This is a genomic window from Micromonospora sp. HK10 (assembly GCF_000982955.1).
Taxonomy (GTDB): Bacteria; Actinomycetota; Actinomycetes; order Mycobacteriales; family Micromonosporaceae; genus Micromonospora.
The window spans coordinates 26,811-40,632 of record NZ_KQ058702.1 but is presented as its reverse complement, the minus strand read 5'-3'; the positions used below and the strand labels follow the sequence as shown (position 1 = coordinate 40,632).

Genomic DNA, 13,822 nt, shown 5'->3' with positions numbered 1-13,822 from the left:
CCCGCCACCCGCCACCCGCCACGCACCACCCGCCCCGCCACCCTCCGGCCGCCCGCCACCCTCCGGCCGCCCGCCACTTCCGGCCACCCCGCCACCCGCCGGCCACCGCCGGCCGCCGCTCCCGCCCTTGCCTGACCCCAGGAATGTGGCCCACCCTCGATCGCAATAACGGAGAGTAGCGATGCCCAACCCCGCCGCCCTCCCTCCGAATTGCCTTTGCTCTGCAGCCATATCCGCATCAGTCAACAGAGCGTTGCTGCTGCGTATGGGGCTGCAGAGCAAAGGCTCCGTGGGGGGTGGCAGCTGCCGTGAGAGCCTCGTTCGTTAGTGCTGGTCAGCGCGTTGCTCTACTTAAATGCCACTCAAGCACCGGCACGGCAGCCATGACTCACAGTAATGGGGCTTGTCCTGAGCCCTGGATCACCCTCAGTTACCGCAGTGCCGTCCGCTTACCTGCCGCTGGACGTGGCACACGACCAGCGCCTCCTCACGCCGACCACTGCGCCCTCGAGCCGGGCACCGTAGCGCGCCCGGCCCGCCGCAGCGGCCACCGTGGCACGGCCCGGGCCGCCGCGCCGGCCACCGGGGCACAGCCGGCTTGCCCGGCGCGCTGACCACCGTGGCACAGCCCGGTCCAGCGCGCCGGCCACCGCGCAGGGCTGCCCCGATCCAGTTGGCCTGCGCCGCAGCGGGCAACCCGGCCCTGTCGAAAGGCGGGCTGGCGAAAGGCGGGCTGGCGAAAGGCGGGGCGGGTCAGCGGCCGTAGGCGATCAGGGTCAGGTCCAGCGGGCGATCACGGCGGCGAGCACCAGCACCGCGCCGACCAGCTCGATCATCCCGACCCGGACCGGGGCCAGCCGTCGGCCGGGCAGCAGCGCCGCGCGGAGGAACAGCGCCGCGAAGACCGCCACCACCGCCGGCCCCCAGCCGGCAGCCACCGCCGCCACCAGCGCCGCCAGGTGGTACGCCCCGGAGGCCCACCGGTATCCGAGGCTCTCCCGCTCCCGAATCATCGTCTTCACGTAGAGCACCGTGCCGACCAGGTACGCGCCGACCGCCGCCGCCACCCCGGCGACCGCGGACACGGAAACCTCGGCGACCGTCGCCACCACGAAAACCACCAGCACGCTCTGCGCCACCGAGGCGAGGTCGTTGAGCAGCGCCCGTTCGCGGCGGCGCCGGGCGTACCCGGCGTTGACGGCGACCAGCGTGGCGAAGAGCGGGGCATAACCGAGCACGATCGGCCGGGCGAGCAGCACCGGCAGGCCCAGCAGCGCGGTGGCCGCGCCGTAGACCAGCAGCTGGGTGCGGACACGGGCGGGGCGTGCCGTCTTCACGGCGAGCAGGGCGTAGTAGGAGAAGAGGTAGCCGGCCAGCCAGGCGCCGAGCAGCGGCAGGTGCGGCCAGCGCAGCCCGGTCACGCCGACCGCCGCGGCGTACGGGAGCAGCAGCATGGCCCAGGCGCCGTGCTGTGGCGGCAGCCAGCGGTGACGCCGCCCGCCGGCGGAGCGGACAGCACGGGCCGGGCGGGCGGGGCGGGCGGCACGCGGCCCGGCAACCAAGGCGGCCCGGTCGGAGCGGCCGGCAGGCCCGGCAACCAAGGCGGCCCGGTCGGAGCGGCTGGCCCGCGACGCGACAGCCGGGGCGGCCTGGCGGGCGGCACTGGGGACAGCCGAGGCAGGAGCGGAACCGAGGGCGGCCGGGACGGTGGGGGCGGCCGGAGCGGCGGGGGCGGCCGGGCTGGGGCTGGACGGGGCGGGGGCGGCCGGGCTGGCGGGAGCGGTGGGGCTGGCCGGGACGGCGAGGGCGGCCGGGACGGCGGGGGCTTCGGGACGGCGGGGGCGGCCGGGCCGGTGGGGGCGGTGGGGGCGGTGGTGCTGGGGCTGGGGCTGGAGGGGGCGGGGGCGGTCATCGGCGGACGACCGTGAGCAGCGCCACCGCGTCCTCGTCGGCGTGCAGCGCGTGCCGGGCGTCCGGGATCACCAGCAGGTCTCCCGCCGCGCCGGGCCACGACTCGTCCTGGGCGACCAGCCGGACCCGGCCACGCAGCACCTGCAGGGTCGCCTCGCCCGGGCTGGCGTGCTCCTGCAACGCGCGCCCGGCGACAAGAGCGATCAGCGTCTGCCGCAGCGCCGTGGCGGGACCGCCGTAGACGGTCCGCGCGCTGCGCCCGCTGTCGGTGGCGCGGGCCAGGGCGAGTTGCTCGTCGGCAAGCACGGAGAGCGACGACGGGGACACGGAACACCTCCAGGTCTGCGCGGGCCGGCAACCATTAACAGGAGTTTATGGTGCCTCTTTGCCCAGCTTGGTCAGCTTTCTCCGCGGCAACCAGGGACTTTGGTCCCTCTTTCGAATCTCCACACGAGACGTTGCCGCCCTGGAGAAGTCGATGATCTACAGGTTAGGAAGCGGACGCGAGGGTAGGGACTGCTCATGCGCGTCCTTGGCATCAACGCGATCTTCCACGACCCGGCGGCCGCCCTGGTGGTCGACGGCCGGGTGGTGGCCGCCGCCGAAGAGGAGCGGTTCAGCCGCCGTAAGCACGGCAAGCGCCCGCTGCCCTTCTCCGCCTGGGAGCTGCCCGAATTGTCTGCCGCCTGGTGCCTGGCCGCCGCGGGAATCGACGTCGGCAGCCTCGACGCCGTCGCCTACTCGTTCGACCCCGGCCTGTGCCAGGACACCGCTGAGCTGGGACTCAACGATCCGTGGGACTGGCTGCGCGTCGACTACGCCCAGCGGGCTCCGCAGTTCCTCGCCGCCGCGCTGCCCGGCCTCGACCCGGAGAAGGTGCGCTTCGTGCCGCACCACGTGGCGCACGCCGCCTCCGCCGGGCTGGCCGCCCCACCCGCCGGCGACGACACCGCGGTGCTGGTGCTGGACGGGCGCGGCGAGGTGGCCAGCCACCTGGCCGGCGTCTACCGGGACGGGCAGTTGTCGGCGCTGCGGTCCCAGCGGCTGCCGCACTCCCTCGGCCTGCTCTACGAGGACCTGACCCGGCACCTCGGCTTCCTGCACTCCAGCGACGAGTACAAGGTGATGGCGTTGGCCTCCTACGGCCGGCCGCGGCACCTCGGCATGCTGCGCGAGCTGGTCCGGGTCACCGACGACGGCGGCTTCCACGTCGAGCGGATCGACTGGGCGAGCATGGCCAAGGCGCGCACCGCCGACGGCGAGATGACCGACGACCACGCCGACCTGGCCGCCAGCGTGCAGGGCCGGCTGGAGGAGGTCATCCTCGACCTGTCCCGCTGGCTGTACGACGCCTCCGGCGGCGCCACCACCCTCGCCATGGCCGGCGGGGTGGCGTTGAACTGCGTAGCCAACGCCCGGATCGCGGCCGAAGGGCCCTACCGGGACGTCTGGGTGCAGCCGGCGGCCGGCGACGCGGGCACCGCGCTGGGCGCCGCCCTGCACGTGGCCGGCGAGCTGGGCGACCGATCCGCGCCGATCACCGGGGTGGACCTCGGTCGGGGCTGGACCGACGAGGAACTGGAGGCGGAGCTGCGCCGGGCGGCGCTGCCGTACACCCGGCCGGCGTCGATCGCCGGCGAGGCGGCCCGGGTGCTCGCCGACAACGGCATCGTCGCCTGGTACCAGGGGCGCAGCGAGTACGGCCCGAGGGCGCTGGGCCACCGGTCGCTCCTGGCCCACCCGGGCGACCCGGACACCACCCGGCGGATGAACGACGTGAAAGGCCGCGAACAGTTCCGCCCGATCGCGCCGATGGTCCGCGCGGAACGCTTCGCGGAGATCTTCGAGGGCGTCTACCCCAGCCCGTACATGCTCTTCGTGCACCGGGTGAAGCCGGCGTGGCGGGACCGGATCCCGGCCGTCACCCACGTCGACGGCACCGCCCGGGTGCAGACCGTGCACCCGGAGACCGAGCCGGTGCTGGCCGAACTGCTGGCCGAGTTCGACCGGCTCACCGGGCTGCCGGTGGTGGTGAACACGTCGCTGAACACGGCCGGACGGCCCATGGTGGACACGCCCAGGGAGGCGATGGAGCTGTTCGGCTCGGCGCCGGTGGACCTGCTCGCGCTCGGCCCGTTCGCGGTGCACCGCCGCGCGCTGGGCGGTGGCCGGTGATCAGCCTGGTCGTGCCGACCCTCGGCCGGTCCAGCCTGACGGTGCTGCTGGACGCGCTCGCCGACCAGCTCGGCGAGCTGCCCGAGGTGGAGCTGCTGCTAGTCGACGACCGGCGCGACGACACCGGGGAAGACGACACCGGGGAACTGGCCGTGCCGGGGGTGCTGGCCGCGTACACGAAGGTGCTGACCGGGCGCGGCGCGGGCCCGGCGGCGGCGCGCAACCTCGGCTGGCGGGCCGCGCACGGCGAGTGGGTGGTCTTCCTCGACGACGACGTGGTGCCGTCGCCCGACTGGGCCCGGCGGCTCCGCGCCGACCTGGCGGTCACCGGCCGGGTCGGCGGCGTGCAGGGCGTGGTCGAGGTACCGCTGCCCGCCGACCGCCGCCCCACCGACTGGGAACGCGGCACCGCCGGGCTGGCCGAAGGCCGGTGGATCACCGCCGACATGGCGTACCGCCGGGCGGTGCTGGCGGCCGTCGGCGGGTTCGACGAGCGGTTCCCGCGGGCCTACCGGGAGGACGCCGAGCTGGCCCACCGGATCCGTCGGGCCGGTTGGGTCCTGCTCCGCGGTCGGCGGCGGGTGACCCATCCGGTACGCCCGGAGAGCCGCTGGGTCAGCCTGCGCACCCAGCGCGGCAACGCCGACGACGCGCTGCTGCGCCGGCTGTACGGCCGCACCTGGCGTACCGACCTCGGGCTGCCGCCCGGCCGCCGCCCCCGGCACGTCGCCGTCACCGCCGCGGGTGCGGTGGCGCTGGCCGCGGGCGGGGTGCGCGGCCCGGCCGGCGACCGGCGACGGGTCCTCGGCGTGCTGTCCGGCCTGGCGGCGCTGGGCTGGGCGGCCGGCACCGCCGGATTCGCCCGGGACCGGATCGCGCCCGGCCCGCGCACCACCGACGAGGTCACCACCATGCTGGTGACCAGCGCGCTCATCCCGCCGCTGGCCGTCGGCCACTGGGTACGCGGCTGGTGGCGGGCGCGGGCGGTGCCCGCCGGGACGCTGGTCAACGCGGGCCGGCCGGGGGCCGGACGGTGATGGTGCCGTCCGCCGCCGAGGGTGCCCGCCCTGAACCGGCTTCCGCCCTGTACGACGCGGTGCTGCTGGACCGGGACGGCACGCTGGTCGAGGACGTGCCCTACAACGGCGACCCGGAGAAGGTCCGCCCGGTGCCCGGCGCGCGGGAGGCGCTGGACCGGCTCCGTGCCGCCGGGCTGCGGCTGGCCGTGGTGACCAACCAGTCCGGGCTGGCCCGGGGCTACTTCACCGAGGCGCAGATGCGGGCGGTGCACGCCCGGATCGAGGAGCTGCTCGGCCCCTTCGACCACTGGGCGATCTGCCCGCACGACGACACCGACGGCTGCTCCTGCCGCAAGCCGGCGCCGGGCCTGGTGCACGAGGCCGCCCGGACGGTCGGCACCGCGCCCCGGCGCTGCGTGCTGGTCGGCGACATCGGGCGGGACATGACGGCCGCGCTGGCCGCCGGGGCCACCGGCGTGCTGGTGCCCACCCCGGTGACCCGGCCCGAGGAGGTCGCCGCGGCGCCGACCGTGGCCCGGGACCTGCCCGCCGCGGTGGACGAGATCCTGCGCCGGATGCGCGCGGTGCGGCCGGTCGCGCCGCGCACCGGCCGGGCCGGCACGGTCCTCGTGGTACGCAGCGACTCCGCCGGTGACGTGCTGGTCACCGGCCCCGGTATCCGGGCCGTCGCCGCCGGCGCCCAGCGGGTCGTGCTGCTCTGCGGGCCGACCGGGCGGGCGGCGGCCGAGCTGCTGCCCGGCGTGGACGAGCTGATCGAGTGGCGGCTGCCCTGGATCGACGGGGCACCCGAGCCGGTCGACCCGGCGGACATCCGGGCCCTCACCGGGCGGCTCGCCGCCGTCGGCGCCGACGAGGCGGTCGTCTTCACCTCCTTCCACCAATCGCCGCTACCCCTCGCCCTGCTGCTGCGCCTGGCCGGGGTGCCCCTGATCAGCGCGATCAGCGACGACTACCCGGGCTCCCTGCTCGACGTGCGCCACCGGGTACCGGCCGGAGTGCCCGAACCCGAACGGGCCCTGTCCCTCGCCGCGGCGGCCGGCTTCGCGCTGCCCGCCGGCGACGAACCGGGCCTGCGGATCCGCGCCGATTGCACCGGACCGGCCCCGGAGCTGCCCGCCGGCGACTACGTGGTGGTGCACCCCGGCTCGTCCGTGCCGGCCCGGTCCTGCCCGCCCGAGCGGTGCGCGCAGGTCGTGGCGGCGCTGGCCGCCGACGGGCACCGGGTCCTGGTCACCGGCGGTCCCGACGAGCGGGAGCTGACCGCCCGGGTGGCCGCCGCCGGCGGCACCGACCTGGGCGGGACGACCGACCTGGCCGGGCTGGCCCGGATCGTCGCCGGCGCCCGCTGCCTGGTGGTCGGCAACACCGGCCCGGCGCACCTGGCGGCCGCCGTCGGCACCCCGGTGGTCAGCCTCTTCGCCCCGACCGTCCCGTTCGGACAGTGGGGGCCGTACCGGGTGCCGACCGTGCGGCTCGGCGACGCCGGGGCCCCCTGCCGGGACACCCGGGCGGCCGTCTGCCCGGTCGCCGGGCACCCCTGCCTGAGCGGAGTGGACCCGGCCGCGGTGGTCGCGGCGGTCCGGCTGCTCGCCCCCGGCTGACCCCGGCCGCACCCCGCCCTTCCCCCGCACCCGCGCCGACGAGGAGAGACATGAACGTTCTGCTGTGGCACGTGCACGGCTCCTGGACGACGTCGTTCGTGCACGGGAGACACCGCTACCTGGTGCCGGTCACGCCCGACCGCGGCCCGTACGGGCGGGGCCGGGCGCGGACGTACCACTGGCCGGACAGCGCCGTCGAGGTGACGCCGGAGGAGTTGCGGGCGGCCGAGGTGGACCTGGTGATCCTGCAACGGCCCGAGGAGCTGGAGCTGGCGCAGCGGTGGCTGGGCCGCCGTCCCGGCCGGGACCTGCCGGCGATCTACGTCGAGCACAACACCCCCAAGGGCGACGTGCCGAACACCCGGCACCCGATGGCCGACCGCGACGACCTGCTGCTCACCCACGTCACCGCGTTCAACGAACTGTTCTGGGACAACGGCGGCACCCGCACCGCCGTGATCGAACACGGCGTGGTGGCGCCGAAGGTGGAGTGGAGCGGCGAGCTGGACCGGCTCGCGGTGGTCACCAACGAGCCGGTCCGGCGCTGGCGGGTCACCGGCACCGACCTGATGCCGCGCTTCGCCGCGGTGGCCCCGCTGGACGTCTTCGGCATGGGGGTGGCCGGGCTGCCCGAGGCGCTCGCCACGGCCGGCGCGCCCGGCGTACCGGTGACCGGGCACGAGGACCTGCCGCAGGACCGGATGCACGCCGAGGTGGCCCGCCGGCGCGCCTACCTGCACCTGTGCCGGTGGACCTCGCTCGGGCTGAGCCTGATCGAAGCGATGACCATGGGCATGCCGGTGATCGCGCTGGCCACCACCGAGGCCGTGGAGGCCGTGCCGCCCGGCGCGGGGGTGCTCTCCACCCGGATGGACACGCTGGTCGAGGCGGCCCACTGGCTCGCCGCGGACCGGGACGCCGCGTACCGCCTGGGGGCGCGGGCGCGCGAGGTGGCGAAGGAACGGTACGGGCTCGACCGGTTCCTGGCCGACTGGGACCGACTCATGGAGGGGGAAACATGCGCATCGCGATGATCTCGGAGCACGCCAGCCCACTCGCCGTCCTCGGCGAGGAGGACGCCGGCGGCCAGAACACCCACGTGGCGGAACTCGCGGCGGCGCTGGTCGGCGCGGGGCACGACGTGCGGGTCTACACCCGCCGCGACTCCACCACCCTGCCCGGGTCGGTGTCCACCCCGGACGGGTACCAGGTCTGTCACGTGCCCGCCGGGCCGGCGCAGCGGGTGCCGAAGGACGAGCTGCTGCCGTACATGGGCGAGTTCGGCAGCTGGCTGGCCGACACCTGGCGGCGCGGCGACTGGACCCCGGACGTGGCGCACGCGCACTTCTGGATGAGTGGGCTCGCCACCGTGCACGCCGGCCGCCGGACCGGGGTGCCGACGGTGCTGACGTACCACGCTCTCGGCACCGTGAAGCGACGCCACCAGGGCAGCCGGGACACCAGCCCACCGGGGCGGATCGGCTACGAGCGGGCGCTCGGCCGGGCCGTGGACCGGGTCATCGTGCAGTGCGAGGACGAGGTCCGCGAGCTGGTCCGGATGGGCGTACCCCGGTCCCGGATGGCGCTGGTCCCCTCCGGCGTGAACCAGGCCGTGTTCCGCCCCGACGGGCCGGTGGCGGCGCGCGACCCGGCCCGGCCACGGATCCTCACCGTGGGCCGGATGGTGGAGCGCAAGGGCTTCCTGGACGTGGTCCGGGCGCTGCCGGCGGTGCCGGACGCCGAGTGCGTGGTGGTCGGTGGTCCGCCGGCCGGGCTGCTGCCCGCCGACTCGTTCGCCCGGCGGCTCACCGCGCTGGCCGAGTCGTGCGGGGTCGCCGACCGGGTGCGGCTGGTCGGTGGGGTGGCCCGGGAGGAGATGGGCGCCTGGTACCGCTCGGCGGACGTGCTGGTCGCCGCCCCCTGGTACGAGCCGTTCGGCCTCACGCCGCTGGAGGGCATGGCCTGCGGGGTGCCGGTGGTCGGCACGAACGTCGGTGGGATCGCCGACACCGTGGTCGACGGTCTCACCGGCGACCTGGTCCCGCCGCGCGACCCGCGGGCGCTGGGCACCGCGGTCCGCCGGCTCCTCGCCGACCAGGTCCGCCGCTTCGCGTACGCCACGGCGGCGCTGGACCGGATCCGCAGCCGGTACTCCTGGAAGCGCTGCGCCGAGCAGCTCGGGGCGGTCTACGCCTCGCTGGCGACGGTGGCCCGGCCCACCCCGGCGGTGGCCTGATGACCCCGCACGACACCCTCGACGCCCACCTGTCCGGGCTGGCCGCGACGCTGCTGCCGTACCGGCGGGAGGCGGCCCGGCTGGCGGACTGGGGCACCGAGCTGGCCTGGACGCTGGCGCGCGGCGGGCGGCTGCTGGTGGCCGGCAACGGCGGCAGCGCCGCCGAGGCCCAACACCTCACCGCCGAACTCGTCGGCAAGCTCCGCGACGACCGCGAACCCCTGTCCGCCATCGCCCTGCACGCCGAAACCTCCGCCCTCACCGCCATCGGCAACGACTACGGCTACCACGAGGTCTTCGCCCGCCAGGTCCGCGCCCACGGCCGACCCGACGACATCCTGCTGCTCATGTCCACCAGCGGCACCAGCGCCAACCTGCTCACCGCCGCCCACGCCGGCCAGGAAACCGGCCTGCGCTGCTGGGCCTTCACCGGACCCGCCCCCAACCCCCTCGCCGAGGCCTGCCACGACGTGCTCGCGGTGCCGTCGCCGGACAGCCAGGTGGTGCAGGAACTGCACCTGGTCTCCACCCACCTGCTCTGCGAGTACGTCGACCAGGCGCTGCCGTTGATCCGGCAGCTGCCGACCGCGTCGCTGCCGACGCCCCGGTCGGCCGCGCCCGCCCGCTGGCTCCCCGCCCCGGCCGCCGACGACCGCGGCGCCACCGGCCACCGGTCCCCCGACCACAACGGGCACGGCACCAACGGGCACGGGGCCAACGGGCACGGCAGCAACGGGCACGGGGCCAACGGGCACGGCACCAACGGGCACGGGGCCAGCGGGCACGGGATCGCCGGCGCGGGGCGGGTGCAGCCGTGAACGGGCCGCTCGTGGTGGTCGGCGACGCCCTGCTGGACCGGGACGTCACCGGCGTGGTCGGCCGGGTCGCGCCGGACGCGCCCGTACCGGTGCTGGACGAGCGCTCGGCCACCGACCGGCCGGGCGGCGCCGGGCTCGCCGCGCTGCTCGCCGCCGCCCCGGACCGCGAGGTCGCGCTGGTCACCGCGCTCGCCGACGACGCCGGCGGGGCCCGGCTGGCCGAGCTGCTCGCCGGGGCCGGGGTGGAGGTCTACCCGCTGCGCCTGCCCGGCGCGACGGCCGAGAAGATCCGGCTGCGGGCCGCCGGGCAGACGCTGCTGCGGCTGGACCGGGGCGGCGAGCCACAGCCGCCGGGCGAGCCGCCGGAGGCCGTGCTGGAGCTGCTGTCCCGGGCCGGAGCCATCCTGGTCAGCGACTACGGCCGGGGGCTGGTCCGCCAGCCGGCGCTGCGGGCGGCGCTCGCCCGGGCGGCCGCGCCGGTGGTCTGGGATCCGCACCCGCGCGGCCCCGCCGCGGTGCCCGGGGTCCGGCTGACCACCCCCAACCTCGGCGAGCTGCGCCAGCTCACCGGCGACGCGGGCGCGGGCAGCGCGCTCTCCACCGCCACCCGGGCCGGGCACGAGCTACGCCGCCGCTGGCGGGCCGGCGCGGTGGCGGTGACCGTGGGCGCCGACGGCGCGGTGCTCTGCCACGCGGGTGCCACCCCGCTGGTGGTGCCGCCGCCGGCCGGCCCGGACCGGGTCGAGGACACCTGCGGCGCCGGGGACCGGTTCGCCGCCACGGCCGCGCTCGCGCTGGGCGGCGGCGCGTCGGTCGCCGAGGCGACCCAGGAGGCGGTGGCCGCCGCGTCGGCGTACGTGGCCGCAGGCGGGGCGGCCGGGCTGCGCGGCGAGGTGCAGCAGCCGCCCCCGCTGGCCGCCGCACGCACCGTCGAGGAACTCGTGGCCCGGGTGCGCGCCGACGGCGGCACGGTGGTCGCCACCGGTGGCTGCTTCGACATCCTGCACGCCGGGCACCTCGCCACCCTCCAGGCGGCCCGTCGCCTCGGGGACTGCCTGGTGGTCTGCCTCAACTCCGACCGCAGCGTACGCGGGCTCAAGGGGCCGGAGCGCCCGGTGAACCCGGAGGCGGACCGGGCCCGCCTGCTGGCCGCGCTGGACTGCGTCGACGCGGTGGTGGTCTTCGACGAGGCCACCCCGCACCAGGTGCTGGCCCGGCTGCGACCCGACGTCTGGGTCAAGGGCGGCGACTACGGCGACGGCGCCGACCTGCCCGAGGCGGACCTGGTCCACCGCTGGGGCGGGCGGGTCGTGACCGTGCCCTACCTGGCCGGCCGGTCCACCACCGGCACCATCTCGGCCGCGCGCACGCGCGGCCTTCACCTCGTCAAGGGAGCGGTATGAGTCGGAATATGGATGGTCGGGCGATCCTGGTGACCGGCGGGGCGAGCGGCCTCGGCGCGGCGGTGGTGACCGCGGTGGCCAAGGCCGGTGGCCGGCCGTACGTGCTGGACCGCCGGGCGCCGGCCGACGGGGTGCCCTGGGTCGAGTGTGACCTGGCCGACGCCCGGGCCGCCGAGGCGGCCACCCGGCAGCTCGCCGAGCAGGCCGGCGGGCTGGACGGCGTGGTGACCGCCGCCGGGATGGACGTGCCGGGCCGGCTCGCCGACGTCGACGGCGCGACCTGGGACCGGATCGTGGCGATCAACCTGCTCGGCACCGCCGCGGTGGTCCGGGCGGCCGTGCCGCACCTGGAACGTTCGCACGGCACCGTGGTGACGGTGGCCTCCACCCTCGGCGTCAAGGCGGTCAGCGACGCCACCGCCTACTGCGCGGCGAAGTTCGGGGTGGTCGGCTTCACCCGGGCGCTCGCCGCCGAGCTGGCCGGCGCGGTCGGCGTGACGCTGCTGATCCCCGGCGGGATGCGGACCGCGTTCTTCGACGACCGGGACGACCGGTACAAGCCGGGCCCGGACGCGATCCTGAACGACCCGGCCGACACCGCCGAGGCGGTCCTGTTCGCCCTCACCCAGCCGCCCGGCTGCGCCGTGCGGGAGCTGGTGGTCTGCGCCGAGCAGGAGTCGTCGTACCCGTGATCCTGGTGCTCAGGGCGCTCGGCGTCGGCGACCTCGCCACCGGGGTGCCGGCGCTGCGGGCGCTGCGCGCCGCGTACCCCGGTGGGGAGCTGGCGCTGGCCGCGCCGCGCTGGCTGGCCCCGCTGGTGGCGCTGGTCGGCGGGGTGGACCGGCTGGTCGAGGCGGACGGGCTGGGCCGGCTGGCCTGGCCCGGCCCGCCGCCCGCGCTGGCGGTCAACCTGCACGGCCGGGGCCCGCAGTCGCACCGGATGCTGGCCGGGGTCCGGCCGCGCCGGCTGTTCGGGTTCGCCAACGTCGAGGCCGGGCACCGCGACGGTCCGCCGTGGCGGGCCGACGAGCACGAGGTGGACCGCTGGTGCCGGCTGCTGGCCTGGTACGGCATCCCGGCGGACCGCACCGACCTGGCGCTGCGCCGCCCCGCCCCGGGCGGACTGCCGGTCGGGGTGAGCATCGTGCATCCGGGGGCGAAGGCGGCCCAGCGGCGCTGGCCCCCGCAGCGGTTCGCGGCGGTGGCCCGGGCGCTGACCGGGCGGGGCCACCGGGTGGTGGTGACCGGCAACCCGGGCGAGCGGCCGCTCGCCGAGGAGGTGGCCCGCCGCGCCGGGCTGCCGGCCGAGGCGGTGCTGGCCGGGGCGACCGACCTCGGCGAGCTGGCCGCCCTGGTCGCCCACGCCCGGCTGGTGCTCAGCGGTGACACCGGGATCGGACACCTGGCCACCGCGTACGCGACGCCGTCGGTGCTGCTCTTCGGGCCGGTACCGCCGGCGCACTGGGGGCCGCCGCCGGACCGGCCCTGGCACCAGGCGCTCTGGGTGGGGCCCCGGCCGCCCGCGACCGGGGCCACGGCGGTGCACCCGGCGCTGGCCGAGCTGGACGTGCCGGCCGTGCTGGCCGCGGTGGCCCGGGTGGAGGCCGCCGCACCGGCCCGGCTCCCCCGCCCCCGGTCGGCGGCGGACGGCCCGACCCGGCAACCGACCGCGGCTGACCGACCCGTTGCTACCCGTCGGTAGCTTGCCGTCGTAGGCTGAGCCGGTGAACGGGGACTACACGCAGGAGTTCGTCGACGTCGACGGGGCGCGGCTCGGCGTCCAGGTCTACCCGGAGCCGGCCGGGCCACCCGGGGCACCGGTGGTGGTGATCTGGCCGGCCATGGGGGTACGGGCCCGCTACTACCGGCCGTTCGCCGCGGCGCTGCGCGACGCCGGCCTCGCCGTGATCGTGGTGGACCTGCGCGGCACCGGCGAGAGCACCCCGACGCCCGCCCGCAGCTGCCGGTACGGCTACGCCGAGCTGGCCGCCGACGTGGGCGCGGTGCTCGACGCGCTCAAGCCACGGCTGGACGGCCGGACCCGGCTGCTGCTCGGGCACTCCCTCGGCGGCCAGGTCGCGGTGCTGCACCAGGCCCTGCACGACGCCGACCGGGTGGACGGGCTGGCCCTGGTGGCGGTCGGCATCCCCTGGTGGCGCGGATACCCGGGAGTGCGCGGCTGGGGAGTGCTGCCGTACACCCAGGGGATCGCGGCGGTGGCCCGGCTGCTCGGGGTCTGGCCCGGCTGGGGATTCGGTGGCCGGCAGGCGCGCGGCGTGATCCGGGACTGGGCGCACACGGCGCGTACCGGGCGGTTCCCGGTGCTGGACGGCGTGGACGCCGAGGCGGCCGTGGGCGCGATCCGCACCCCGGTGCTCGCGGTCAGCGTGGACGACGACCAGTACACCCCACACGAGACGCTGGACCACCTCTGCGGCAAGCTCGCCGCCGCCCCGGTGACCCGGCACCGCTACACCGTGGCCGAGGCCGGCGCGCCGCTGGATCACTTCACCTGGGTCCGCGCCGGCACCCCGCTGGCCGCCCGGATCGCCGGGTTCGCCGCCGCCCTACCGCCGCGCTGAGGCCCACCTCGCCGGTCCGGCGGGACGTGTACTCCGCCGGAAGGTGGGTAAGCGGC

General features: G+C 76.9%; 12 protein-coding genes. 10 read left to right on the top strand and 2 right to left on the bottom strand.

Annotated features, from left to right (window positions below; genetic code table 11):
- Positions 1 to 776: 776 nt before the first annotated feature.
- Both LQ51_RS05665 and LQ51_RS05660 read right to left on the bottom strand, forming a co-directional pair.
- Positions 777 to 1,562, bottom strand: a complete 786-nt coding sequence (locus LQ51_RS05665; protein ID WP_046563594.1) for a YwiC-like family protein — start codon at positions 1,560 to 1,562, stop codon at positions 777 to 779.
- Between the two features lie 346 nt (positions 1,563 to 1,908).
- Positions 1,909 to 2,238 (bottom strand): cupin domain-containing protein, encoded by a 330-nt coding sequence (locus tag LQ51_RS05660; RefSeq protein WP_046563593.1) that lies wholly within the window; start codon positions 2,236 to 2,238, stop codon positions 1,909 to 1,911.
- Positions 2,239 to 2,433: 195 nt separating this feature from the next.
- On the opposite strand from LQ51_RS05660, the gene LQ51_RS05655 reads away from it, so the two are divergent.
- Genes LQ51_RS05655 through LQ51_RS05610 form a run of 10 tightly spaced genes read left to right on the top strand, consistent with a single transcriptional unit; the run spans position 2,434 to position 13,766 of the window.
- On the top strand, positions 2,434 to 4,086 hold the full coding sequence (locus LQ51_RS05655) for a carbamoyltransferase family protein (RefSeq protein ID WP_046563592.1): 1,653 nt from the start codon (positions 2,434 to 2,436) through the stop codon (positions 4,084 to 4,086).
- Positions 4,083 to 5,123, top strand: coding sequence for a glycosyltransferase family 2 protein (locus LQ51_RS05650; protein WP_046563591.1), 1,041 nt, complete (start codon positions 4,083 to 4,085; stop codon positions 5,121 to 5,123). The genes LQ51_RS05655 and LQ51_RS05650 overlap by 4 nt, the downstream gene beginning before the upstream one ends.
- Positions 5,123 to 6,727, top strand: a complete 1,605-nt coding sequence (locus LQ51_RS05645; protein WP_046563611.1) for an HAD-IIIA family hydrolase — start codon at positions 5,123 to 5,125, stop codon at positions 6,725 to 6,727. The genes LQ51_RS05650 and LQ51_RS05645 overlap by 1 nt, the downstream gene beginning before the upstream one ends.
- Before the next feature lie 50 nt (positions 6,728 to 6,777).
- Positions 6,778 to 7,761 carry a glycosyltransferase gene (locus LQ51_RS05640; RefSeq protein ID WP_046563590.1) on the top strand — a complete coding sequence of 328 codons (984 nt, stop codon included), beginning with the start codon at positions 6,778 to 6,780 and terminating at the stop codon, positions 7,759 to 7,761.
- Positions 7,746 to 8,963: a glycosyltransferase gene (locus tag LQ51_RS05635; RefSeq protein WP_046563589.1), complete on the top strand. Its 1,218-nt coding sequence runs from the start codon at positions 7,746 to 7,748 to the stop codon at positions 8,961 to 8,963. Before LQ51_RS05640 ends, LQ51_RS05635 begins: the two co-directional genes overlap by 16 nt.
- The gene (locus LQ51_RS05630) at positions 8,963 to 9,781 is read left to right on the top strand and encodes a D-sedoheptulose-7-phosphate isomerase (RefSeq protein ID WP_082159285.1); all 819 of its coding nucleotides are present in this window, start codon (positions 8,963 to 8,965) and stop codon (positions 9,779 to 9,781) included. Before LQ51_RS05635 ends, LQ51_RS05630 begins: the two co-directional genes overlap by 1 nt.
- Positions 9,778 to 11,184: a PfkB family carbohydrate kinase gene (locus tag LQ51_RS05625; RefSeq protein WP_046563588.1), complete on the top strand. Its 1,407-nt coding sequence runs from the start codon at positions 9,778 to 9,780 to the stop codon at positions 11,182 to 11,184. The genes LQ51_RS05630 and LQ51_RS05625 overlap by 4 nt, the downstream gene beginning before the upstream one ends.
- A gap of 8 nt (positions 11,185 to 11,192) precedes the next feature.
- Positions 11,193 to 11,876: an SDR family oxidoreductase gene (locus tag LQ51_RS05620; protein WP_046563587.1), complete on the top strand. Its 684-nt coding sequence runs from the start codon at positions 11,193 to 11,195 to the stop codon at positions 11,874 to 11,876.
- The gene (locus LQ51_RS05615; protein ID WP_082159284.1) at positions 11,873 to 12,886 is read left to right on the top strand and encodes a glycosyltransferase family 9 protein; all 1,014 of its coding nucleotides are present in this window, start codon (positions 11,873 to 11,875) and stop codon (positions 12,884 to 12,886) included. The genes LQ51_RS05620 and LQ51_RS05615 overlap by 4 nt, the downstream gene beginning before the upstream one ends.
- 22 nt (positions 12,887 to 12,908) lie before the next feature.
- Positions 12,909 to 13,766, top strand: coding sequence for an alpha/beta hydrolase family protein (locus LQ51_RS05610; RefSeq protein WP_046563586.1), 858 nt, complete (start codon positions 12,909 to 12,911; stop codon positions 13,764 to 13,766).
- Positions 13,767 to 13,822 lie beyond the last annotated feature (56 nt).